The sequence below is a fragment of the Mycobacterium sp. 852014-50255_SCH5639931 genome (assembly GCF_001665605.1).
Taxonomy (GTDB): Bacteria; Actinomycetota; Actinomycetes; order Mycobacteriales; family Mycobacteriaceae; genus Mycobacterium; species Mycobacterium paraffinicum.
Map to the genome: position 1 here is coordinate 1 of NZ_LZSV01000001.1, position 23,549 is coordinate 23,549.

Annotated in this window: 17 protein-coding genes, 2 pseudogenes and 1 riboswitch; of the genes and pseudogenes, 13 read left to right on the forward strand and 6 right to left on the reverse strand. The window is 66.3% G+C overall.

The window, feature by feature from the left end; genetic code table 11:
- Positions 1-10: 10 nt before the first annotated feature.
- From A5758_RS00005 to A5758_RS00015, 3 genes are read left to right on the forward strand one after another with little or no spacing between them, the layout of a single operon-like run.
- Entirely contained in the window at positions 11-1,549 is a 1,539-nt protein-coding gene (locus tag A5758_RS00005) for a virulence factor Mce family protein (RefSeq protein WP_082939519.1), read from the forward strand.
- A 35-nt stretch (positions 1,550-1,584) separates the two neighbouring features.
- Positions 1,585-2,751: a virulence factor Mce family protein gene (locus A5758_RS00010; RefSeq protein ID WP_156622449.1), complete on the forward strand. Its 1,167-nt coding sequence runs from the start codon at positions 1,585-1,587 to the stop codon at positions 2,749-2,751.
- On the forward strand, positions 2,745-4,298 hold the full coding sequence (locus A5758_RS00015; protein ID WP_067734941.1) for an MCE family protein: 1,554 nt from the start codon (positions 2,745-2,747) through the stop codon (positions 4,296-4,298). The genes A5758_RS00010 and A5758_RS00015 overlap by 7 nt, the downstream gene beginning before the upstream one ends.
- Before the next feature lie 344 nt (positions 4,299-4,642).
- Here the strand turns inward: A5758_RS00015 and A5758_RS00020 are convergent, their stop codons facing one another.
- The 3 genes and pseudogenes from A5758_RS00020 to A5758_RS00030 all read right to left on the reverse strand — a co-directional run.
- Complete coding sequence (locus A5758_RS00020) at positions 4,643-6,127, reverse strand: aldehyde dehydrogenase family protein (RefSeq protein WP_067202805.1); 1,485 nt, start codon at positions 6,125-6,127, stop codon at positions 4,643-4,645.
- Positions 6,128-6,217: 90 nt separating this feature from the next.
- Positions 6,218-7,021 (reverse strand): annotated as a pseudogene (locus tag A5758_RS00025) (cytochrome P450); the annotation flags it as partial.
- A gap of 9 nt (positions 7,022-7,030) precedes the next feature.
- Positions 7,031-7,813, reverse strand: a pseudogene (locus A5758_RS00030) (nitric oxide reductase activation protein); the annotation flags it as partial.
- 102 nt (positions 7,814-7,915) lie between these two features.
- Between A5758_RS00030 and A5758_RS00035 the strand changes: the two are divergent.
- The 7 genes from A5758_RS00035 to metE all read left to right on the forward strand — a co-directional run bounded on the left by A5758_RS00035 (position 7,916) and on the right by metE (position 16,984).
- Positions 7,916-8,881 carry an SDR family NAD(P)-dependent oxidoreductase gene (locus A5758_RS00035; RefSeq protein ID WP_067735049.1) on the forward strand — a complete coding sequence of 322 codons (966 nt, stop codon included), beginning with the start codon at positions 7,916-7,918 and terminating at the stop codon, positions 8,879-8,881.
- A 64-nt stretch (positions 8,882-8,945) separates the two neighbouring features.
- Positions 8,946-10,100 (forward strand): acyl-CoA dehydrogenase family protein, encoded by a 1,155-nt coding sequence (locus tag A5758_RS00040; protein WP_067734943.1) that lies wholly within the window; start codon positions 8,946-8,948, stop codon positions 10,098-10,100.
- Complete coding sequence (locus A5758_RS00045; protein ID WP_067734946.1) at positions 10,097-11,182, forward strand: acyl-CoA dehydrogenase family protein; 1,086 nt, start codon at positions 10,097-10,099, stop codon at positions 11,180-11,182. The genes A5758_RS00040 and A5758_RS00045 overlap by 4 nt, the downstream gene beginning before the upstream one ends.
- Before the next feature lie 220 nt (positions 11,183-11,402).
- Positions 11,403-12,683 (forward strand): TetR/AcrR family transcriptional regulator, encoded by a 1,281-nt coding sequence (locus A5758_RS00050; protein ID WP_067735052.1) that lies wholly within the window; start codon positions 11,403-11,405, stop codon positions 12,681-12,683.
- A 77-nt stretch (positions 12,684-12,760) separates the two neighbouring features.
- The gene (locus A5758_RS00055; RefSeq protein ID WP_067202796.1) at positions 12,761-13,603 is read left to right on the forward strand and encodes an SDR family oxidoreductase; all 843 of its coding nucleotides are present in this window, start codon (positions 12,761-12,763) and stop codon (positions 13,601-13,603) included.
- Between the two features lie 87 nt (positions 13,604-13,690).
- Entirely contained in the window at positions 13,691-14,338 is a 648-nt protein-coding gene (locus A5758_RS00060; protein WP_067734948.1) for an SDR family oxidoreductase, read from the forward strand.
- A 43-nt stretch (positions 14,339-14,381) separates the two neighbouring features.
- Positions 14,382-14,578, forward strand: a riboswitch (cobalamin riboswitch).
- Between the two features lie 135 nt (positions 14,579-14,713).
- The gene (gene metE, locus A5758_RS00065; protein ID WP_067734949.1) at positions 14,714-16,984 is read left to right on the forward strand and encodes a 5-methyltetrahydropteroyltriglutamate--homocysteine S-methyltransferase; all 2,271 of its coding nucleotides are present in this window, start codon (positions 14,714-14,716) and stop codon (positions 16,982-16,984) included.
- A gap of 16 nt (positions 16,985-17,000) precedes the next feature.
- Here metE and A5758_RS00070 read toward each other — a convergent pair whose 3' ends face one another.
- On the reverse strand, positions 17,001-18,749 hold the full coding sequence (locus A5758_RS00070) for a DUF3556 domain-containing protein (protein WP_067202787.1): 1,749 nt from the start codon (positions 18,747-18,749) through the stop codon (positions 17,001-17,003).
- A gap of 123 nt (positions 18,750-18,872) precedes the next feature.
- Between A5758_RS00070 and A5758_RS00075 the strand changes: the two genes are divergently transcribed.
- Positions 18,873-19,091 carry a hypothetical protein gene (locus tag A5758_RS00075; protein WP_067734951.1) on the forward strand — a complete coding sequence of 73 codons (219 nt, stop codon included), beginning with the start codon at positions 18,873-18,875 and terminating at the stop codon, positions 19,089-19,091.
- A gap of 3 nt (positions 19,092-19,094) precedes the next feature.
- On the opposite strand, the gene prpD is transcribed toward A5758_RS00075, so the two are convergent.
- Complete coding sequence (prpD, locus tag A5758_RS00080; RefSeq protein ID WP_082939520.1) at positions 19,095-20,612, reverse strand: 2-methylcitrate dehydratase PrpD; 1,518 nt, start codon at positions 20,610-20,612, stop codon at positions 19,095-19,097.
- Between the two features lie 117 nt (positions 20,613-20,729).
- Between prpD and A5758_RS00085 the strand changes: the two genes are divergently transcribed.
- Both A5758_RS00085 and A5758_RS00090 read left to right on the forward strand, forming a co-directional pair.
- Positions 20,730-22,094, forward strand: a complete 1,365-nt coding sequence (locus A5758_RS00085) for a flavin monoamine oxidase family protein (RefSeq protein ID WP_067734955.1) — start codon at positions 20,730-20,732, stop codon at positions 22,092-22,094.
- A 377-nt stretch (positions 22,095-22,471) separates the two neighbouring features.
- Positions 22,472-22,957: a hypothetical protein gene (locus tag A5758_RS00090; RefSeq protein WP_231987190.1), complete on the forward strand. Its 486-nt coding sequence runs from the start codon at positions 22,472-22,474 to the stop codon at positions 22,955-22,957.
- Here the strand turns inward: A5758_RS00090 and A5758_RS00095 are convergent.
- Positions 22,941-23,450, reverse strand: a complete 510-nt coding sequence (locus A5758_RS00095) for a DoxX family protein (protein ID WP_067202775.1) — start codon at positions 23,448-23,450, stop codon at positions 22,941-22,943. The genes A5758_RS00090 and A5758_RS00095 overlap by 17 nt on opposite strands.
- Between the last annotated feature and the right edge of the window lie 99 nt (positions 23,451-23,549).

The following is a 23,549-nucleotide window of genomic DNA, read 5'->3' on the forward strand; positions in this document are numbered from 1 at the left end:
CCGGACGGTCATCGGCGTGCTGGTGGTACTGCTGGTCCTGGTCGCCGGGTCCCTCGGCTGGCGGCTCTACCAGAAGGTGGCCACCAACACCGTGGTCGCTTACCTGCCGGAAGCCAACGCACTCTATGCCGGCGACGAAGTCCAAATCATGGGCATTCGCGTGGGATCGATCGACACCATCGAGCTGGCCGGCGACAAGATGAAGGTGACGTTTCACTACGACAACAAATACAAGGTGCCCGCCAACGCGTTCGCCGTGATCGTGACCCCTACCCTGGTGGCGACGCGCAGCATTCAACTGGAGCCACCCTACAAAGGTGGTCCGGTCATGGGCGATAACGCCGTGATCCCCATCGAGCGCACGCAGGTCCCCACGGAGTGGGACGAAACACGCGAAAGCATCGCCAAAGTCGTCTCCAAACTCGGGCCGACACCCGAGCAACCCAAAGGTCCCCTCGGTGAGGCCATCGAGTCGTTCGCAGACGGGCTGGCCGGCAAGGGCAAGCAGATCAACACCACGCTGGACAGCTTGTCGCGGGCGTTGACCGCGCTGAACGAGGGCCGTGGCGACTTCTTCGCGGTGATTCACAGCCTGGCGCTGTTCGCCAACGCCCTGCACAAAGACGACCAGCGATTCGTCGCGCTGAACAACAACCTGGCGCAATTCAGCGAAAGGTTCACCGGGCCTGATCGGAACCTCGCCAATGCGATCCAGCAGCTCGACGGCCTGCTCTCCACAGTGCGCCCGTTCTTGACCAAGAACCGCGAGGTGCTCGCGCACGACGTCGACAACCTCGCCAACCTGACCACTGCCCTCGTCCAACCCGACCCACTGAACGGTTCGGAGACCGCCCTGCACGTCCTGCCGACGCTGGAAACGAACCTCAGCCAGATCTACCACCCGGCGCACGGCGCACTAATGTCCATTCCGGCGATCCCCAACTTCGCCAACCCAATGCAGTTCTTCTGCAGCATGATTCAGGCGGGTAGCCGGCTGGGCTATCAAGAGTCCGCCGAACTGTGTGCGCAATACCTGGCGCCGATCCTCGATGCGATCAAGTTCAACTACCTGCCGTTCGGGACGAACCTGTTCAGCACCGCCGAGACGCTCCCTAAAGAAGTCACCTACTCCGAGCCGCGACTGCAGCCGCCGAACGGATACAAAGACACCACGGTGCCCGGGATCTGGGTGCCCGACACCCCCCTATCGCATCGCAACACCCAGCCCGGCTGGGTGGTCGCGCCGGGCATGCAGGGCACGCAGGTGGGCCCGATCACGGGCGGCCTCTTGACCCCCGAATCCCTGGCCGAATTGATGGGCGGCCCCGACGCCGGACCCCCGCCCCCGGGGCTGCAGACCCCGCCCGGGCCGCCGAACGCCTACGACGAGTACCCGGTGTTGCCACCGATCGGCTTGCAGGCGCCGCAGGTGCCGATCCCACCGCCGCCGCCGGCACCCGGCGTGGTCCCGGGACCGGTCGCGCCGACGCCCGCGCCTGGACCACCGCCAGCCGGCGAGTCGGCCGCTTCGACAGGGCCGGGCTCGTGAGGCGCGCGTCGAGCGCGGTGCACGCATCGGGCGCGGTGCGTGCGTCGGGCGCTCGGGTCCGATGCCGGACCTTTCACCGGCTGGCGCTACTGGTGGCTGCCGTCGCGCTGACGTCGTGCGCGAACTGGCGCGGAATCGCGAATTTACCGATGCCCGGCGGTCCCGGCACCGGGCCCGGCTCCTACACCGTCTACGTGCAAATTCCCGACGCGCTGGCGATGAACAACAACAGCCGGGTGCAAGTGGCCGACGTATTTGTCGGCACGGTGCGCGCGATCGAACTGAAGAACTGGGTCGCCACGCTGACGCTACGTATGGACAAGAACATCAAGTTACCCAGGAACGCGACGGCCAAGATCGGGCAGACAACCCTCCTGGGTTCTCAGCATCTGGAATTGGCCGCGCCACCCAATCCGTCCCCCGAGCTGCTGAAGGACGGCGACACCATCCCGCTGAAAAATTCGTCCGACTACCCCACGATCGAGCAGACGCTGGCCAGCCTCGCCCTCGTCGTGCGCGGCGGCGGCATCCCGAACTTGGAAGTGCTGGCAAACGAGGTCTACAACGTCGTGAACGGCCGGGCCGAGCAGATCCGTGCCTTCCTCGGCAAGCTGGACACCTTCACCGCCCGCCTCAATGAGCAGCGTGATGACATCACCCGAGCCATCGATTCCACCAACCGGTTGCTGGCGTATGTGGGTCCCCGCTCGGACGTCCTGGATCGGGCCCTGACCGAATTCCCGCCAGTGATCAAATATTTCGCGGACAAACAGAACCTGTTGATCAACTCGGTTGAAGCGACCGGCGCGCTCAGCCAGGTATCCGACCAGTACTTGTCCGCCTCGGTCAGCAACCTCCACCAGGATCTGTTGTCGCTGCAGTGCCCGTTGCGGGAACTCGGCCGTGCCTCACCGTATTTAATCCGTGCCATCAAGCTGCTCGTCGCCCGGCCGTTCGACCTCGACGCCGTGCAGAAGGCGATCCGCGGCGACTACTACAACCTGTCGGTGACGCTCGACCTGACGATGAGCGCGGTCGACAACGCGGTACTCACCGGGACCGGATTCTCCGGAGCGCTGCGCGCGCTCGAGCAGTCGTGGGGCCGCGACCCCGAAACGATGATCCCGGACGTCCGCTACACGTCGAATCCGAACGACGCCCCCGGCGGCCCTCTGGTCGAAAGGGCGGACAGGCAATGCTGACCCGCTTCATCAAGCGCCAGCTGGTCACGTTGAGCATCCTGACCGCGATCATCGCGATTGCCCTGGGCTGGTACTACCTGCAGATTCCCACTGCGGTGGGGATCGGCCAGTACACGCTGAAGGCCGACCTACCCGCGTCCGGCGGTCTGTACAAGACGTCCAACGTGACTTACCGCGGTGAAACCATCGGCAAGGTCACCGCCGTCGAGCCAACCAAGACCGGCGCGCGGGTGACCATGAGTATCGCCAACCGCTACAAGATTCCCGTCGACGCGTCGGCGAATGTGCATTCGGTGTCGGCGGTCGGCGAACAATATCTTGACCTGGTATCGGTAGGAAACCCGGGCAAATTCTTCTCGACGGGACAGACCATCACCAAGGGCACCGTGCCCACAGCGATCGGGCCGGCGCTGGACGCCGCCAACCGCGAGCTGGCTGTACTGCCCAAGGAGAAGATGGCCGCGCTGCTCGACGAAACAGTCCAGGCGGTAGGCGGATTGGGTCCCGCGTTGCAACGACTGGTCGACGCGAGCCAGTCGATCGCCGGTGACTTCAAGACCAACCTCTCCGACATCAACGACACCATCCAAAACTCCGGGCCGATCATCGACAGTCAGGTCAACTCCGGTGACTCGATCGAGCGCTACGCGCGCAACCTGAACAGCTTGGCCACGCAGGGCGGGCAAAATGACCAGCACGTGCAACGCATCCTCACCGGTGCGGCACCGACCCTTGATCAGGTCAACTCGGTGTTCAGCGATGTCCGCGAGACACTGCCGCAGACACTGGCAAACCTCGAAATCACGCTGGACATGCTCAAGCGCTACCACAAGGGCGTCGAGCAACTACTGGTGGCCTATCCGCAGGGCGCCGCGGAAAGTCAGACGATCACGACGCCGTTCCCGGGCTACGCTGCGCTCGACACCGCGATGACGATGAACCAGCCCCCGCCGTGCCTGACCGGGTTTCTCCCGGCATCCCAGTGGCGATCTCCGGCGGATACCAGCCCGGCCCCGCTGCCATCCGGAACATTTTATTGCAAGATCCCGCAGGACACCCCTGCCAACGCGGTGCGCGGGGCACGCAACCTTCCGTGTGTCGACGTTCCCGGTAAACGAGCTGCGACGCCGCGTGAGTGCCGCGACCCCAAACCCTATGTTCCGTTGGGAACCAACCCGTGGTACGGCGACCCCAACCAGCTCATCACCTGCCCCGCGCCCGCGGCGCGCTGCGACCAGCCGGTGAAACCGGGGCTGGTGATACCCGCGCCGTCGGTCAACAACGGCCTCAACCCGGCGCCCTCCGACAGGGTGGCAGGGACGCCACCACCGATCAGCGATCTACTGCAACGCCCGGGGTCGGGCACCGTCGAATGCAACGGGCAGCAGCCCAACCCCTGCGTCTACACCCCCAGCGGTCCTCCCCCGGCCGTTTACCTCCCCCAGAGCGGCGAACTGATAGGGCCCGATGGTGTCGAGTACACGGTCAAAAATTCGAGCGGAACAGGAGACGACGGCTGGAAGGACATGCTGGCGCCACCGGGTTGAAGCCCGCCGACTCTAGCGTCCCGTCCATGAGACATTCAATCTTGCTTGTTTACAGCACTTTTAACTGAACCTAGACGACGGTGACCTCGGCCGGTCCCGCCTATGCCGTTCATAAGCCCGACGCTCGCCTGCGACTTTCGACTGACCGTCAGGGTCGAACCGAAGCGTTGCCACTGACACGGACAGTCATAAATGATCGGCGGGAGGGCCAAAATGCTTTGACTACCCGGCGCCATGAAAGTCGGCTTGCGTAATCACGCGGATCGTACGAAGAACCCGGCGGCTACCCGAAGTTCTGCGATCATCAACCAGCTGCAATTGCGCCCCTCTCGCAATGGGCCCTCTCAGCCGGCGGGATAGCCGACCGATTTGATCTCGGTGTACTGGTCGAACCCGGCGACGCCGTTCTGGCGTCCCACTCCGCTGTACTTGTAGCCGCCGAACGGGGTGTCGGCACCATAGGGCGCGCCGCCGTTGACGCCCATGAAGCCGGCCCGAATCCGGCGGGCTACCGCCAGCGAATGTTCCAGCGAGCCCGACATCACGTTGCCCGCCAGCCCGTACTTGCTGTCGTTGGCGATCCGGATCGCGTCCTCCTCGTCGTCGAACGGAATGACCGCCAGCACCGGACCGAAGATTTCCTCCTGGGCGATGGTCATCGAGTTGTCGACGTCGGTGAAAAGCGTTGGCCGAACGAAGAATCCCTTGTCGAACCCGGTGGGCGCGTCGGGCCCGCCGACCAGCGCGGTGGCGCCCTCCTCGACGCCCTTCCGGATGTAGCCCATCACGCGGTTGCGCTGCACCTCCGAAATCACCGGCCCGCACAGCGTTCCGGGGTCCTGCGGGTCGCCACACGTGACGTTCTCGTAGATGCTCTTCAGGATCTCCACACCCTCGTCGTAGCGCGAGCGCGGCAACAGCATCCGGGTGGGATTCGCGCAGCCCTGCCCCGCGTGCATGCACGGCGCGATGCCGATTGCGCACGCCATCCCGAAATCGGCGTCCTCCAAGACGATGGTGGCCGACTTACCGCCGAGCTCCAGGAAAAGCCGCTTCATGGTGGCCGCGCCCTTTTCCATGATCCGCTGCCCGACCACGGTCGACCCGGTGAACGAGATCAGGTCCACCTTCGGCGACAGCGTGAGCTCCTCGCCCACAAAGTGATCCGACGCGGTGACGACGTTCACGACGCCAGCGGGGATGTCGGTTTTCTCGGCGATCAGCCGTCCCAGCCGGGTGGCGTTGAACGGGGTGTTCGGCGCGGGCTTGAGCACAACGGTGTTGCCGGTGCCAAGCGCCTGGCCGAGCTTGTTGAGGGTGACCTCGAAGGGGAAGTTCCACGGCACGATGGCGCCGACCACGCCCACCGGTTCGCGCCAGACCTTGCGGGTGGTCAGCGTGCCGGTCAGGCTGATCACCTTGTCACCCAGGTCGGTTTCCCAGGCGTACTCGTCTATCAGCCTGGCGGGGTACTTCAAGCCGTCTTCCAGTGGGGCGTCCAGCTGCGGGCCGAACGTGATCGCCCGGGGCGAGCCCACCTCCAGGATGAGCTCCTCGCGCAGCTCTTCCTTTTCCGATTCGATCGCCTCGTGCAGCTGCAATAGGCAGCGCTTCCGCAGCTCCCGGTTGGTCGACCAGTCGCTCTCGTCGAAGGCGCGCCGGGCGGCGTCGATGGCCCGGTGCATGTCCTCCTTGGATGCGTCGGCGACCTCCCCGAGCGGCTCCTCGGTCGCCGGGTTGATGTTCGTGAAGGTGCCGGCTTGCCCGTCGACGAGCTTGCCGTCGATCATCATCTTCGGCTCAAAACGAACCTTTACAGCCTCAGTCATATCTGTCACTCTCTTTTGAATCGCGGAGGGGCTATGGAGAGCCTTACCGGAAACTAGCCGATTGGCAAGGCGCAACCTTTTCGGGGCTGGTTATTGGGGGTCGAACAGCACCGGTACCGACGTCGGTGAGCGGAAAATCTGCCCGGCGGATATGCGGGTCGTCCGCGTCGGGGTCCAGCCGCAGGTTCGGTAGCCGGTCGAGCAAAAGGTTGATGGCGGTCCGCATTTCCAGGCGGGCCAGGTGCATGCCGAGGCAGACGTGCACGCCGTGCCCCCAGCCCAGGTGTGCCCTGGCTTGCCGGAAGATGTCGAACGTGTCCGGATCGGGGTAGCGGTCTTCCTGCCGGTTGGCGGATCCCAGCATCGGCATCACCGTCGAGCCTGCGGGTATCGGCACCCCGCCGAGTTCGGTGTCCCGGGTGGCCACCCGGGTGATGGTCAGCAGGGGCGGTTCCCACCGCACGCCCTCCTCGATGGCTTGCGGCAGCAACGACCGGTCCGCGCGGATGGCATCCAACTGCGCGGGATCGGACAGCAGCGCGAGCAGCAGGCTGCCGAGGGACCGGTACGTCGTTGCCACCCCGGCCGGGAGCAGCAGGCGGAGGAACGAGTAGATCTCCTCGTCTGCGAGCTTCTCCCCGTCGATCTCCGCCTCGGCCAGCGCGCTGATCAGATCGTCCTTGGGTTCGGCGCGGCGGGATGCGAGGATCGCGCGAAGTAGTCGCACAGCGCGGCCGATGCGGCAAGCCCGCGTTCGGGATTCAGGATCCAGCTCAGCAACGAGATGGACCACCGCTGGAACTGGGGATAGTCCTCCTCCGGAAGGCCCAGCAGGCCCGCGATGATCTGACTCGGATAGTCGAAGGTGAATTCCTTGACCAGATCGGCCTTGCCTGGCTTCACCTGGTCTTCGCCGCGCTCGCTCGACGTGGCGGCCAGCGACGTCACAGCATGCACCCGCGCCTGGCGGAGTCGGTCCGATGCGTCGGGGTGTCCGCACCGGGCGGTCCGCCGCCGCTACCGGTCTTGCGCGCCGACGACAGCATCTTCTTCAGCCACTTGCCGATGAAACCGCCACCGCCCACCGGGCTGGTGAACATGTCGGGATCGTCCGAATCGTCGGTCTCGCCGTCGTCGAGTTCTTCCAATGGCGTCGAACCGCGGCTCCTGGGCACATGCCCGGCTTCTTCGCCTTCTCGTTGTTCGGCCGCCCGGTCGGACGCCGCCAACGCCTTCGCCGCCCGGATGGCGCCGAATTCCCTTGGGATCGTCGATCACAGCCCGTCCGTCGGCGATCCGCAGCGAAGCGTCGGGCGAATCGCTGCGAATCGCGATGTCGCGGTCCCCCAGCGACGCGAGAACGCCTGGCATCAGGTGGCTGTTCGCGATGAGTGCGCGGTGCCCCTCCACCGCGAGGTAACGCTTGGCCAGCCGAGGGTGGCGAAGCAGGCGACGCATCAGCTCCGGGTCCAGGCTGCCGGCCGCGATCATGGAGGCCTGCACGGCAACGGCTTCGAGCCGCCCGCGGGCGCTCGCGCCGGCATCGACGTGGATGGTCTGGCCGTCGGTCCAGGAACGTTCACCCGGTGGCAGCTCGACCACCGCCACGGCGCGGCCCGCAAGCGCGGACGCAAGCATGCCGAGGCCCGGCAGCCGGTCACCGCGAACGTCGGTGGACACGCTCATTCTCCGAACCGTTTGGACTTCGTTGACCAAATATCTGTTCCGCTGTAAAGTCCGGTGCCACCCCAGTCAATCGACACGATGCACGTTGGCAAGGAGCACATGGTGATTGACTTCACCGGCCAGGTCGCAGTGGTCACCGGCGCCGGGCGCGGGCTCGGTCGGCTGTACGCGCTGGACCTGGCGCACCGAGGTGCCGCGGTGGTGGTCAACGACGTCGGCGGCTCGATGCACGGTGAGGGCGCGGACTCCGACGTGGCCGACGACGTGGTCGACGAGATCCGGAAGGGCGGCGGCACCGCCATCGCCTCCTACGATTCGGTCGACAGCCCCGCGGGCGGCCAGGCGATCGTCGACGCGGCGATCGATGCGTTCGGGCGGCTGGACGCGGTGATCAGCAACGCCGGCATCTTCGGCAGTGTGTCGTTCGAGGACCTCTCGCTCGACGACTGGACTCGAATGCTGCGCGTGCATCTCGACGGCGGCTTTCACCTGTCGCAGCCCGCGTACCGCGTGATGAAGAACAACGGGGGCGGGCGGTTCGTGTTCATCTCGTCGTCCGCAGGAATCTTCGGTCAACCGATGGAGGCCCACTACGCCGCGGCGAAGGCCGGCCTGGTGGGGTTGACCAACGTGATCGCGATCGAGGGCGAGACACACGGAATTCTCGCCAATTCCGTCCTGCCGACGGGATTCTCGCGAATGGTCATCGAGACCGTCGGCGATGAGAAGTTCCTCGCCGAATCCGGCTTCATGCGGGCCATCCGGCCCGAGCTCGTCGTGCCGCTGGTGACGTTCCTCGCCAGCAGCGCGTGCACGTTCACCCACCGCAACTATTCGGCCGCCGCCGGCCGCTACGCCCGGGTGTTCGTCGGCCTCAGCGAAGGGTGGCTCGCGGACGCCGACAGCCAACCGACGGCCGAGGACATCGCGGCACATCTCGACGAGATCTCGTCGACGGAGAAGTTCATCGTGCCCACCTCGATCGTGGACGAGGTGCTGGAAGTGTGTGAGCGACTCGGCGTCAGCGCGATGCCGGGCAACGCCGAGGTCGCCTTCCCTGAACATTGACCAAAGATCTGCCCAACCGTAAAGTCCGGCTTGGTCGCAGTTGAAGGGTTTAAGACAAGCAAACGTGGACTTCTCATACCCGGCGGAAGTGGAACAGTTCCGCATCGAGCTGCGCGACTGGCTGTCGCAGAACCTGACCGACGAGTTGGTGGCCGCCCGTCGACCCGCCGGACGCGACGACGCCGCCATCGAGATGCTGCGCGCGTGGAGCGCGACGATGGCCGACGCGGGTTGGGCCGCGGTCTCCTGGCCTCGTGAGTACGGCGGCCGCGGCGCGACGGTTCTCGAGCAGCTGGTCTACACCGAGGAAACCACGCGCGCTCGAGCCCCGATGCCGCTCAACGTTATTGGGCTCAACAACATCGCCCCCGCCATCATGCAGTATGGCACCGAAGAGCAGAAGCTCACGCTGCTCCCCCGCATGATGCGGGCCGACGACATCTGGTGCCAAGGGATGTCGGAACCCGAAGCGGGGTCCGATCTCGCGGCACTGCGAACCCGCGCGGTGCGTGACGGTGACGACTTCGTCGTCAACGGCCAAAAGATCTGGACCTCGCTGGGACATCGGGCGGACTGGTGCCAGCTGTACGTGCGCACCGATCCGGACGCGCCCAAGCACAAGGGCATCTCCTGCCTGATTGTCGACATGACGCTGCCGGGCATCGACGTCCGCCCGCTGGTGACGCTCAACGGCGACGCCGATTTCGCCGAGGTGTTCTTCCACGACGTGCGGGTCCCGGCGGACGCGTTGCTCGGACCGTTGAATGCGGGCTGGCAGGTGGCCACCACGACACTCAGCCACGAGCGCGCCGGCGCCGCCCGGCTATACGCCGAAATGCAGATACGGCTCGAAGAACTGGTCGACGACATCGCCGCGCACACCGACGCGCTCGAGGACCCGGTCACGCTGCGGCGCCTCGGCGAAATCGCGCTCCGCATCAAGTATCTCGAAGTCCTGTGCCGGCGGTCGATCTCGGCGACGCTGCACGGCGGCTCCGAAACTACAGCGTTCGCCTCGGCAAGCCTCGCCAAGACCGTGTGGGGCGAGCTCGGGCAGGATATGGCCGCCCTGGCGTTCGACGTGCTGGGCACCCGCGGCGCCGGTGCGCAATGGGCGAACTACCGGCTGACGTCGCGCTCGCTCACCATTGCGGGAGGGACGACGCAGATCAACAAGAACATCACCGCCCAACGGGTACTCGGGTTGCCGCGCAAATGAATCTCGAGTTCACCGACGAGCAGGTCGCCCTGCGCGACACCACCCGGCGCTTTCTGGCCGAGAAGGCCCCGATCTCGGGTCACGTTCGGCCGCTGCTCGACGATCCGATTGGCACCAATGAACCGGTGTGGCTTGGCCTTGCCGATCTGGGAACGACCGGTCTGCTGGTACCGGAGGGCTACGGCGGCGCCGGCATGACCATGGTCGAGGCCGGCATCGTGGCCGAAGAGCTGGGCGCCGCCCTGCATCCGGGGCCGTGGTTGTCGACCGCGGTCGCCGCCGCGCGAGCGCTGACGCGGCTCGGCGCCACCGACACCGCGGCCGGGCTGTTGAGCGGAATCGCCGATGGCACCACGGTCGCCACGGTCTGCTTCCCGGATGCCGAGGTTGCCGCGAGCCCACGGGGCCCCGACGTCGAGCTGCGGGGCGAGATCGGTGCGGTGCCCGACGCCGCCGCGGCGGACGTGTTGTTGGCATTCGCCGAGGATGACCGCGGCCCAGGGCTTTTCGCGGTGCGGACCGACGCGCCGGGCGTTTCGGTCACGCCCGAGCGCGGTATCGACCAGACCCGCAAGCAGTTCCGTGTCTCTTTCGAGGCGGCACCCGCGCAGCGACTGGCCGCGGCGTCTCCCGAAGACGTGGCGGCGGTGTTCGACGACGTGCTGATCGCTACTGCCGCGGACGCTCTCGGCGCCGCGCGCGCGGTCATGCATATCGCCGTCGAATATGCCAAAACCCGAACGCAATTCGGTCAGCCGATCGGCTCGTTCCAGGCGGTCCAGCATCTGTGCGTCGACATGTTCGAGACCGTCGAGTTGGCCCGGGGCGGGGTGATCCACGCCCTGTGGGCCGCCGACAACGCCGACCCCGACGAGCGGCATCTTGCCGCGCTGCGCGCAAAAGCGTTCGCTGGGCGGCTGGCCACCGTGGGTGATACGGCCATCCAGGTGTTCGGCGGGATCGGTTACACCTGGGAGCACGACGCGCACCTGTACCTCAAGCGGCTGCTGAGCTGGAGCGCGTTCCTCGGTGGTCCCGACCACTACCTCACCGAACTCGGTGCGCGCCTTGCGAAGAGATGATGGTACCGACGACCCGCCGCCGCGATCCGATCGGTGCGCAAGACGCTCGGGAGTGCCTGCGCATCGGTGTCCAGACGCCTAGAATGGGTCCCGTCACCCCTGTTATGCAGCGCATTCGCGGGCTCGGGTCTGATAGCCTCTAACAAAGATTTGGTTCGCGAGAGGGACGAATGCGTATGTTTGCCGGTCCGCAGTCGTCCGGATGTGCGCACCGCTGATCATGCCGAGAGCGGAGCCATTGCGAGCCAGCGCCCCAGTTGAATTGGGTACCCGGCGAATCGAGATCCTCACCACCGCCGCCTCGTTGATCGCACAGTCGGGATTGCGGACCTCGTTGCAGGAGATCGCCGACGCGGCGGGGATCCTTCCCGGCAGCCTCTACCACCATTTCGAGTCCAAAGAGGCGATCCTCATCGAGTTGATCCGCCGCTATCAGGACGATCTGGATCGGATCGGGCAAGCCGCGCAAGCGAAGTTGGACAAGCCCGACCCCCGACCGGTTCCCGAGCAGGTCGTCGAACTGGGCTCGGCGATCGCGGACTGCGCCGTGCGGCATCGGGCGGCGCTGCAGATGTCGTTCTACGAGGGGCCGAGCACGGATCCGGAGCTGATGAAGCTGACGCAGCAGCGGCCCGTGGCGATTCAGGAGGCGATGCTGCAAACCCTGCGCGCGGGCAGGTGGAGCGGCTACATCAAACCCGATATCGATCTGCCCACGTTGGCCGACCGGATTTGCCAGACCATGCTGCAGGTTGGCCTCGACGTCATGCGCCATAAGTCGCCCGCCGACCAGGTGGCCGCGCTGCTATGCCGAATCATGTTGGAGGGATTGGCAACCCGGCCGCCTACCGACTCAGAGCTCGACGGGTCCAACGCCTTCGCGGCCGCCAGGGACGTCATCGAGACCTGGTCGGACGACAGCGACGCCGATCCCAGCGACAAAGCGGCGCACGTTCGTGCGGTGGCGCGAACCGAATTCGGCCGAAAAGGCTACGAGGCCACCACCATCAGGGACATCGCGTCCGCTGCCGGTCTTGGCACCGGGACCGTCTACCGGGTGATCGGGTCGAAGGACGAGCTACTCGCATCGATCATGGAATCGTTCGGCCGGAAGGTCGAGGCGGGCTGGGTCAACGTCCTGCGCTCGGATGCCACGCCCGTCGAGAAGCTGGACGCACTGAGCTGGGTCAACGTCAATGCGCTCGATCGGTTTTCCGACGAGTTCCGGATTCAGCTCGCCTGGCTGCGTCAATCGCCGCCGGACACCCCCAACCCGGGGTGGTTGTACGCGACCCGACTCCGGCAGATGAAAACGCTCCTTTCCGAGGGCATCCGATCGGGCGAGATCAGTGTGGACGGCGCGTCCACCGCGATGCTTGCGCGCTGCGTCATCGGCTTGCAGTGGATACCGGAGAACATCCTTGCCGAGGTCGGCAAGCGCGCCGCGTTGGTGCACGTGCGGGACACGGTTTTGCGTGGTGTCGCGGTCCGCGCCGGGTAGGTGTTGAACCAAAAAACTGTTACCCATACAGTTGGGCGATTAGAATCGCGTTGGCGGTGAATGAGAAGGGGATTTCCATGACTGTTGTCGATCGGTTGCGTTACGACGGCAAGCGGGCTCTCGTCGTTGGCGGCGCCACCGGCATGGGTGCGGCGGCGGCCAAGTCGGCCGCCGAGCTGGGCGCCGAAGTGATCGTGATGGATTACGCGCCGGTCAACTACGACGTCGCCAAGTCCATCCAGGTGGACCTGCGCGATCCCGAGTCGATCGACGCCGCGCTCGAGCAGTTGGACGGTCCGGTCCACGCCCTGTTCTCGGCAGCCGGCATCGCCGACGGCACAACCGACCTGATGGCGATCAACTTCATCGGCCACCGCCATCTCATCGACCGGCTGCTCGAGAAGAATCAGCTTCCGTCGGGCTCGGCGATCTGCTTCATCTCCTCGGTCGCCGGCATGGGCTGGGAAAACGACCTGGAGCTGCTGACGGAGTTCCTCGCCACGCCGGACTTCGCCTCGGCGCAAGAGTGGGTCAAGGCCCACGAGTCGGAAGGCATCATCCACTACGGCTTTTCCAAGAAGGTCGTCAACGCCTACGTCGCGACCCAGGGCTATCCGCTGCTGAAGAAGGGCATTCGGATCAACGCGATCTGCCCCGGTCCCACCGACACCCCGCTGGCGCAGGCCAACGCCGACCTCTGGCTCACCTTCGCGCAGGACTATCGCGAAGAGACCGGTTCGAAGGTGCACACCCCGGAGCAGATGGGCGACGTGATGGCGTTCCTGAACAGCGCCGCCGCCTTCGGCATCAGCGGGATCACGCTGCTGGTGGACTACGGACACACGATGGCCTCGCTCACCAACGCCTATCCGCCCGGCAAGCCGATCATCGACATCATCATGGGGCGGGTAAAGCTCTAGCGGGTCGCCACCGCCCGGCTGGCCGGGCGCCGAGCCGCGAGCGCCCGGCCAGCCGGGCGCTCGGCTCGGAAGCTAACGTCGGGGGGCATGGCACGGATCATCGTCATCGGCGGCCACGGCAAGGTCGCGCTGCAACTGGCCCGCATCCTGACCGAACGCGGCGACGAGGTGAGTTCGGTGTTCCGCAACCCCGACCACTCCGACGACGTCGCGGCCACCGGGGCCAAGCCGGTGGTGGCCGATATCGAACAGCTCGACATCGATGCGCTGGCCGGGTTGGTGGCCGGGCACGACGCGGTCGTCTTCTCGGCGGGAGCCGGCGGCGGCAACCCCGCGCGCACCTACGCCGTCGACCGCGACGCCGCCATCCGCGTGATCGATGCCGCCGCGCGGGCGGGTGTCAAGCGGTTCGTGATGGTGTCGTACTTCGGCGCTGGCCCGAATCATGGTGTACCGCCAGACGATCCGTTCTTCCCCTACGCGGAGTCCAAGGCAGCGGCGGACGCCCACCTGCGCGCCAGCGATCTGGACTGGACCGTGCTGGGACCGGGCCGGCTCACCCTCGATCCGGCCACCGGCCACATCACGCTCGGGCAGGGCAAAGGGGAAGTCTCGCGTGCGGACGTCGCACTCGTCATAGCCGCCGCACTAGCGGAAGATGCCACGATCCGCCAAACCATCGACTTCAACAACGGCGATGTCCCCATCGCCGACGCCCTGGCCGGCCGAGGGTAAGCTCCGCTACGCAGCTGGTCTGCCGTCGCCGCACCACGCGACTTCGGCATCGAGCGAGGCGGGTTAGTAACGCTTCGCGAGAGGGAACCCGGTGAGAGCCCGGGACTGTCCCGCAGCGGTATGCAGGAACGACCGCCGTCACACAAGCACTGGTCGCAAGACTGGGAAGCGACGGCCATTAGGAGCACCACCGGTGCGTGCCTGCGAGTCCGAAGACCTGCCAGCTGTGCCGGGCGCGCCGCGTCCGGCGGCTCATCGCCTCGTGGAATGGGCGTTTGGCTGAACGCGTTGCGGTTATGCGCAAGGTGCATGCCGCGGCGGATCGGCTAAACGTCCTCCGGCGGTGACCACCCCGCTGATTGATAGGACCAGACCGTGACCGCTCAACCATTCACCGCCACCGTCACCGGCTCTCCCCGTATCGGGCCAAAACGCGAACTCAAGCGCGCCACCGAGGGCTACTGGGCCGGGCGCACCAGCCGATCGGAGCTGGAATCCGTTGCCGCCACGCTGCGCCGAGACATGTGGGCGGGCCTCTCCGCCGCAGGTCTGGACTCGGTACCCGTGAACACGTTCTCCTATTACGACCAGATGCTGGACACCGCGGTGCTGCTGGGCGCCCTGCCCGCGCGCGCCGCGCAGGTCCCCGACGACCTGGATCGCTACTTCGCCGCCGCGCGGGGTAACTCCGACGTCGCGCCGCTGGAGATGACCAAGTGGTTCGACACCAACTACCACTACCTGGTTCCCGAGATCGAGCCCGCGACCACGTTCTCGCTCAACCCCGACAAGGTGCTCTCCGAACTCAAAGAGGCTCTCGCGCAAGGGATTCCCGCCCGTCCGGTCGTGATCGGACCGATCACCTTCCTGCTGTTGAGCAAGGCGGTGAACGGCGGTGGTGCGCCGATCGAGCGGCTCCAGGAGCTGGTGGGAATCTACTCGGAGTTGTTGTCCCAGCTCGCCGATAACGGCGCGCAGTGGGTGCAGTTCGACGAGCCGGCGCTGGTGACCGACATCTCCCCCGACGCCCCGGCGCTGGCCGAGGCCGTCTACAACGCGCTGGGCAAGGTCAGCAATCGGCCGGCCATCTACGTCGCCACCTATTTCGGTGACCCCGGCGCCTCCCTGGCCGGGCTGGCCCGCACGCCGGTCGAGGCGATCGGAGTCGACCTGGTGTACGGCGCCGACACCGCGCTGGCGGGCATTCCGGAGTTGGCCGACAAGACCCTGGTGGCCGGCGTCGTCGACGGGCGCAACATCTGGCGCACCGATCTGGAGTCGACGCTCGGCAAGTTGGCCACGCTTCGGAATTCCGCTGCGACAGTAGCGGTCTCGACCTCCTGCTCCACGATGCACGTGCCGTACTCCCTGGAACCGGAAACCGATCTGGACGACGCGCTGCGCAGCTGGCTGGCGTTCGGCCAGGAGAAGGTCGCCGAGGTGGTGACGCTCGCGCGCGCGCTGCGCGACGGACGCGATGCCGTCGCCGACGCGATCGCGGCGTCCAATGCCGCGGTGGCCTCCCGCAAGAGCGATCCGCGGCTGCACAACGACCGGCTACGCGACCGCATCGCCTCGATCGTCGCGTCGGGCACCCATCGTGGTGACGCCGCGGGGCGCCGCGCCAGCCAGGAGGAGCGACTGCACCTGCCGCCGCTGCCCACCACGACCATCGGCTCCTACCCGCAGACCTCCGCGATCCGCAAGGCGCGCGCCGCACTCCGGGCCGGCGAGATCGACCGGGCGGAATACGAGAACCGGATGAAGAAGGAAATCGCCGACGTCATCAAGCTGCAGGAGGAGCTCGGGCTCGACGTGCTGGTGCACGGCGAGCCCGAGCGCAACGACATGGTGCAGTACTTCGCCGAGCAACTCGAGGGCTTCTTCGCCACACAGAACGGATGGGTGCAGTCGTACGGCAGCCGCTGCGTGCGCCCACCGATCCTGTACGGCGACGTGATTCGCACCCACCCGATGACCGTCGAGTGGATCAAGTACGCGCAGTCGTTGACCGACAAGCCGGTAAAGGGCATGCTGACCGGCCCGGTCACCATCCTCGCTTGGTCGTTCGTCCGCGACGATCAGCCGCTGGCCGACACCGCCAACCAGGTTGCGCTCGCCATCCGGGACGAGACCGTGGACCTGGAGTCCGCCGGCATCGCGGTCATCCAGGTCGACGAGCCGGCGCTGCGCGAGCTGCTGCCGCTGCGCCGCGCCGATCAGGAGGACTACTTGCGTTGGGCCGTAGGGTCTTTCCGGTTGGCTACCTCCGGCGTGGCCGACTCCACGCAAATCCACACCCACCTGTGCTATTCGGAGTTCGGTGAGGTGATCGGGGCGATCGCCGACCTGGACGCGGACGTGACGTCCATCGAGGCAGCACGTTCACACATGGAGGTGCTGGACGACCTCAACTCGATCGGCTTTTCCAACAGTGTCGGCCCCGGCGTCTACGACATCCACTCGCCGCGGGTGCCGAGCACGACCGAGATGGCGGAGTCCTTGCGCGCGGCGCTGAGAGCCGTCCCGGCGGAACGGCTTTGGGTCAACCCCGACTGTGGGCTGAAGACTCGCAACTCCGACGAGGTCACCGCGTCGCTGAAGAACATGGTCGCCGCGGCGCAGGAGGTGCGGGCGAGCGCCTAGGCGTCGCGGCTGGCCGTCACTCTGGCGTCACATTCGGCGCGTTCTCGGACAGCACCTCGACGGGGACGTCGTCGGCCCACGGCTGCCGGGTCACCATGTCGGCGACCCGGACGATGCCGCGCTCGAACTCGCCCGTCGCCGCGTCCACCAGCCGATAGGCCTGGGTCTGCTTGTGGATGGGCTGCGCGTCGAGCAGCACCACCCGCACCTCCCCCGGCTCGAAGTGGCAGCGCTCCTGCAGGGCGGCGATCAACTGCTCGTTGTGCATGTGGCCGTCGCCGAAATTCCAGCCGATGGCGGTGCTGCAGATGCGCTCGCCGTCGGTGAGGACATAGTCATCCTCGTTCTGGCCCGCCATCGCGCGGTGCGCGAGCGTGAACAACGCCCGGCCGTGAGTGTTGAACCCGCGGAACGCATATCCCATGTAGAGCGGGATCTGCGCGGCCTCCGGGCTGCCGTAGAACCGCTCCAACTGGGCCTGCGGCATGCTCGCGATCGCCACGATGCCCCGGGTGATCTTGTCGGTGGCCGAGGGCTTGATGCACCACAGCGTGGTGTCCCAGTTGCCGGCGTAATACCGCATCCCCGGCAGGAAGGAAATCTTGCGCGGAAACATGTTGCCCAGCAAGACGATTCCCGCGATGACGACGAACAAGATCGCCACCACCACCGGATGCCTCAGGTCACGGAGACCGATGCGGGCGTGCGCGACGAACAAGGACAGCACCCCGAATATCATGAAGACGTTCCACTCCAGCGGCACGCCCATGGGGATCGACACGAGGATGCCCAGGTGGAAGCAGACCATGACGATGGCGGCAACCGTGATGGGCCAGCCGCTGTGGCAGAAGAACAGCGGCAGCGGCACCAGCATCTCGATGGCGGTACTGATATGCGCCAGCCACCGCGACAGCCGGCCGGGCCGCAGGTCCTCCGGGAACTTCTCGAAGAACTGCCGCTTCAGCCACCGCGGCCGCACCAGCGGGTTGTTGGACATCATCGTCGAGATCACGAACGGGAAATGCTTGTTGAGCTTCGACGTGGCGGCGCCCATCCAGATGACCAGGAACACCACCTTGGACCCGACGATCATGTCTGGCGCACCGAAGAGGAACGTGACCGCCATGGTCGCGTACACCTCGCCGCGGGCGGCCAGGAAGATCACCTTGTCGCGCAGCCCGAGCACGCCGAGCAACAGCAAGATGAACACGATCTTCCACTCGGGCAGCAGCCCGATCCTGGTGCCCAAGTCGGGCATCGGTCCGGTGCCGTCGGCGAACAGCGCCGCGAACGTCACCAGCAGGAACAGCGCGTACAGCGCGACGTCGACCGGCTTGCGCTTGGTGCCCCGGGCGAGCGGGACCCGGTCCGGCCAGGGTGGCAGCCGGATCGTGCCGAACCGCATCCAGTACAGGATCGAACCCATCGGCGGGAAGAACCGGTTGTTCAGCGGCCCGAAGCCGCAACCCAGCCCGATCACCTCGAACAGCATCGTGTAGAGCACGACCTTCTCGAACACGATCGGCTCCGACCACCACGACGCGACGTGGGTGAACCCACCGAGGCCACTGGTGGCCGAGGCGAACAGCCACGCGCCCAGGATGTAGAGCAGGATTTTGACGACATAGAACAGGTGCAGCACGACCGGCGTGCCGAAGCCCACCTCGGCCCAGTGCTTGGCCATCGGACGGATCTTTTCGCTACGGGTGCCCTTGTTCCACTCGGCCATGTCGAGCTGCGGCAGCTCGGGCTTGAGAAATCCCATGGTGGTCAGATTAGAACGTGTTCTAGGCGCACGGGGCTTAAGCCCGGCAAGAAAGCTTTGCCTGCGACCACGCCGCCGGATAGCGTGAAACCGGATCGGCGCGGTCCCTAGGAGGCGTCCACCATGAACAGGTTTCAAATTCTCATATCGGCCGCGGCGCTGGCGGCGTTCGCCACTGCCTCGCCCGTCGCCAGGGCCGACGCGCCCGCGCCGGGCGATGCCTGCAAGGTCTTGCATGCGACCACCCAGGATGCCAACAACAGGACGATGTGGTGCAACCCCACGATGACGGGCACCCACGACCTGGTGTGGCAATACGGCGGGCCAGCCCCTAGCCCCTAGCCCCTAGCCAGAGTCGTTGTCGGGCCCCCAGATTCCCCGCGGAATCACCGGCGCCCGCTCAAGTGCCCGCGGGTCAACCATCACGTTGAGTGCGTCGAGGCGGCCCGCCCGCAGATCGGCGAGCGCATCCACGGCGGAGAGAAACCGTTCCCGCTCAGCCGGTTCCACGACGTCGCCGGCGAGCTCGGTGAACTTCTGCACGTACTGTGGACGCCGGAAGGGCCGGGCGCCCAAGGGATGCGCGTCCGCGACGGCCAGCTCGTCGACGATCAGTTCCCCGCTCTTCAGCGTGACCTCGGCGCGCGCCCCAAACGCCTTCTCGGCCGGATCCGTCGAGTGGTAGCGGCGGGTCCACTCCGGATCCTCCACCGTCGAGATCTTGTGCCACAGTTCGACGGTGTCGGGCCGGTGGGCCCGCTCGGGAGCGTAGGAGCGTTCGTGGTGCCAGCTGCCGTCCTGCAGCGCAACGGCGAAAATGTAGGGCAGCGAGTGGTCGAGCGTTTCCCGCGACGCGTCGGGGTCGAACTTCTGCGGATCCCCGGAGCCCGTTCCGATGACGACGTGGGTGTGGTGGCTGGTGTGCAGCACGACGGTCGCGATCTCACCGAGGTCGCCGATGCGCTCGCGTAGCCGCCGGGCCAGGTCGATCGGCGCCTGGCTCTGGTATTCGGCCGAGTGCTCCTTGGTGTAGCTGTCCAGAATCGCGCGCTTCGGCTCGCCGGGAGCGGGCAGCGGCACGCGGTATTCGCGCTCGGGCCCGCCCAGCAGCCAGGCGATCACCCCGTCCTCGCCCTCCCAGATGGGCGCCGGAGATCTTTCGCCGCGCATCGCCCGATCGACCGCCTCGACGGCGACCTTGCCAGCGTGCGCCGGGGCGAAGGCCTTCCAACTGGAGATCAGCCCCTTGCGGGATTGGCGGGTGCTGGTGGTCAGGTGCAGCGCCTGCCCGACCGCCTGGTAGATCGTCTCGGTGTCCAACCTCAGCATGGTCCCGATGCCGGCCGCCACGGACGGCCCCAGATGCGCGACATGGTCAATCTTATACTCGTGCAGGCAGATTCCGCGGGCCAGATCGATTTGGATCTCGTAGGCGGTGGCCAGGCCGCGGATCAGGTCGGACCCCGGCAGGCCCAGCTGCTGGGCGACCGCGACCAGCGGGGGGATGTTGTCACCCGGGTGGGAGTACTCGGCGGCCAAATATGTGTCGTGGAAGTCGAGTTCGCGCACCGCGACGCAGTTCGCCCAGGCCACCCACTCAGCCGAATAGGTCCCGTCGACGCCGAAAACCCTGGCCCCGCGCCGCGCGGGATGGGCCAGCGCCTGTTGCCGCGCCACCGTGACCGGCCGACGCAGCACGGCGGCGGCACTTACCGCCGCGTTGTCGATGATCCGGTTCGCCACCATCTCCGCGGTTTCCGCTTCGACGGCAACCGGGTCGGCGGCGACTTCGGCGACCTTGGCGGCCAGGTGTTCGCGACGGGGAAAGTCGTCGGAGCTGCGCCGCGCCCGAACCGTATGCATCAACACAATCCGCACCCTATGACCAACGCGTGCAGAAATGTCCGTTAACCCACCGCCACCGGTACCGGCCGAGGTGTAGTTTGCTGCTGGGGCGGTGCCTAGGTTGAGGAGCCAGCCATGTCAGAGGTCGACTGTTGCGTGGTCGGAGCAGGATTCGCGGGTTTGACGGCCGCCTTGCGGTTGAAACAGGCGGGTCATTCGGTGGCCTTGCTGGAGGCGCGTGACAGGGTCGGCGGCCGGACCTTCACCGAGTACCGACCCGACGGGACATGGATCGATCGCGGCGGTGCGTGGATCGGACCGGGCCAGGACCGGATCTACGCGATGATGGACGAGTTCGGTGTCCCCGAGTACAAGCAGCACAACGACGGCGACGCCATGATGATCGTCGACGGCAGGAAGCACCGCTATGGCGGCACCATCCCCTGGACGATGAGCCCATGGGCGGTCGCCAACCTCGGCGTCGGTTTGCTGTCGATCGAGAAAATGGCGAAATCGCTTCCGCGCGAAGCGCCGTGGGACGCCAAACACGCCGACGAATGGGACCGCATCAGCGTGGGCGAATGGATCGAGCAGAACACCATGTCCAAGCAGGCCCGCGAAATGCTGGACATGGCCTTTGCCGGCCTCTACACCTCGGCGGCGTCAGAGACGTCGTTGCTGTGGGGGTTGTTGCAGACGGCGTCGGCAGGCGGACTGACGTTCGCGATTTCGGGCCAGGGCGGCTCGCAGGATGCCCGGCCGGTCGGGGGGATGGGCGCCATTTACGGTCCCATCACGGCCGAACTGGCTGATTCCGTGCACCTTTCGCAACCAGTCAGGCAAATCGCCCAGGACGCCGACGGTGTGACGGTGAGCGCCGCCGACCTGACGGTGCGCGCCCGGCGGGTCATCGTGGCGATCCCGCTGGCGATCGCCGCGTCGATCGTCTACGAGCCATTGCTGCCGGTGGATCGGGCGATGCTGCACCAGCGCATGCCGAGCGGCGCGGCCATCAAGACGTCGATCATCTACGACGAGCCGTTCTGGCGCGCCGACGGGCTGTCCGGCCAATCGGCCGCACCGGGAACCCCGGCCACCCTGACGATCGACGCCTGCACGGACACCGGCGACCCCGGCGTCATGTGCGTCATCACCGAAGGACCCGCGGCGCGTCGGCTGACGAGGCTCAACGAGGCCGAACGCAGGGCGGCGCTCGTCGGCGAGCTGGTCGACCGGTTTGGCGAGAAGGCCAGAACGCCGCAGGAATACCACGAGCAGAACTGGACCATCGAGCGCTACTCCGGCGGCGGGATGATCAGCCACGCCCCGACCGGCGTGCTGACCGAGTTCGGTTACACCCTGCGCGAGCCCTGCGGTCGCATCCACTGGGCGGGGACGGAAAGCTCGGCCGAGATGTGCGGGTGGATCGACGGAGCGATCCGCTCCGGTGAGCGCGCGGCGACCGAAGTGCGGGAGGCCGAGACCGCCGCGGTCGCCTGATCAAATCCCTTGTGCGCGGCTTTGGTGTCGGCCGCGAGCCCGCCCTGCAGCGTTAGCGAATCCGGCACAAAACTCCTACCGGCCTTTAGCGGCTTAAGCCGGATAGCCGCAGACCATGAGTTTGGATGTAACGTCGTGCTGGCCGGCAGACCAGCACACCGCCGCGCGCCAGAGGTCTTGGCCTCTAGCCCCGCCGATGCGGCGTTGTCGCTAACGATCGAGCGGGTGGTGGACATGGCACGCGAACAGGGGCACGGCGGAATCGTCATAAACCCGGCAGGCAGGTACATGTGTGTTGCGTTAGCCGAGCTCCTTGGCTGACGAACGGATCGAGAGGAAACCGGGTGCGCGCCAGGGCAATCGGAGTAGTGACCGTCGTGGCGACCATCGCGTCAGCCGCATTGACTCTTCTACCGTGGATCGATCTGAGCCCGTTGGGCTTGCCCATTCGCTGGAACGGTCTGGGCATCTACATCGGCGAGCACGGCGAACACTATGGTGGTCTGTTCACCGGACTGGTCAACAGCACGCCGGGCTGGGTCGTGCTGATTGCCTCGATTGCCGCCGGCGGCGCGCTGCTTGGCGCGAGCCGAGTGCGGGTGCTCGGACTCGTCGCGTGCGGATTCGCTGTCGTCGCATTCGTCAGCGCTGTCTTGTGTTTGGTGTATCCGGCGGTACTGGCCGGCGATGCCAAGCACGAGTTGGGCATATCTCTGGTATCGGACCGGGAAGTGCTGAACTCCCGTGTGTTGATCGCCGAAGCCGTGTCCACTGGCGTGCTGGTGGTGTGCGCCGCGCTTACCGTCGCCAGAGCGAAGAGACGGCGGAGTAGGACGACGACCCCAGCTAACCAGTCTGCTTAACGGGAGGCCGGTAGAAGATCACCAGCTGACCGATCGCGCCGGCGATCCCGAGCACCACCGAGATCAACAAGCCGCGCCAGCCGTCCATCCAGTTGTGCCCGAACACCACGTAGTCCAGGCTCAGCTTCCCGGCGCCCAGGGTGGCCACGGCGATGGCGCTGACCGCCAGGACCAGGTTGTACTCCCAGCCCTCCTTGACGATGAAGAAGCCGTTGGCGCGATGCACGGTCCAGGCCGCGACCAGCATCAACGACACGAAGCCGGCGGCGGGGATTGGGGTCAGCAGACCGGCGGCCAAGCCGAGCCCGGCGGCCATCTCAGTCGTCGCGGCCACGGTGGCGTGGAACTTGCCCGGCTTCATGCCGATGCTTTCGAACCACCGCGCGGTGCCCGGGATGCGGCCGCCGCCGAAGAACTTGTTATAGCCATGCGCAGCCAACGTCACGCCCAACACCAGCCGCAAGATCAGTAACCCGACGTCGTAGGGAGTCATACCTGCAAACCTAGATCATCGGGCGGACCGGATAACAGGACCGCCGAGCAGCTAACTCCCGTGGCGCGTGTGGGAACATTGCGGACGTTCCGACGTTGG

Coding starts and splice junctions, on each gene's coding strand:
- A5758_RS00015 (WP_067734941.1), top strand. CDS start 2,745: ATGCTGACCCGCTTCATCAAGCGCCAGCTGGTCACGTTGAGCATCCTG.
- A5758_RS00020 (WP_067202805.1), bottom strand. CDS start 6,127: ATGACTGAGGCTGTAAAGGTTCGTTTTGAGCCGAAGATGATGATCGAC.
- A5758_RS00045 (WP_067734946.1), top strand. CDS start 10,097: ATGAATCTCGAGTTCACCGACGAGCAGGTCGCCCTGCGCGACACCACC.
- A5758_RS00050 (WP_067735052.1), top strand. CDS start 11,403: ATGCCGAGAGCGGAGCCATTGCGAGCCAGCGCCCCAGTTGAATTGGGT.
- A5758_RS00055 (WP_067202796.1), top strand. CDS start 12,761: ATGACTGTTGTCGATCGGTTGCGTTACGACGGCAAGCGGGCTCTCGTC.
- A5758_RS00060 (WP_067734948.1), top strand. CDS start 13,691: ATGGCACGGATCATCGTCATCGGCGGCCACGGCAAGGTCGCGCTGCAA.
- A5758_RS00070 (WP_067202787.1), bottom strand. CDS start 18,749: ATGGGATTTCTCAAGCCCGAGCTGCCGCAGCTCGACATGGCCGAGTGG.
- A5758_RS00075 (WP_067734951.1), top strand. CDS start 18,873: ATGAACAGGTTTCAAATTCTCATATCGGCCGCGGCGCTGGCGGCGTTC.
- prpD (WP_082939520.1), bottom strand. CDS start 20,612: ATGCATACGGTTCGGGCGCGGCGCAGCTCCGACGACTTTCCCCGTCGC.
- A5758_RS00085 (WP_067734955.1), top strand. CDS start 20,730: ATGTCAGAGGTCGACTGTTGCGTGGTCGGAGCAGGATTCGCGGGTTTG.
- A5758_RS00095 (WP_067202775.1), bottom strand. CDS start 23,450: ATGACTCCCTACGACGTCGGGTTACTGATCTTGCGGCTGGTGTTGGGC.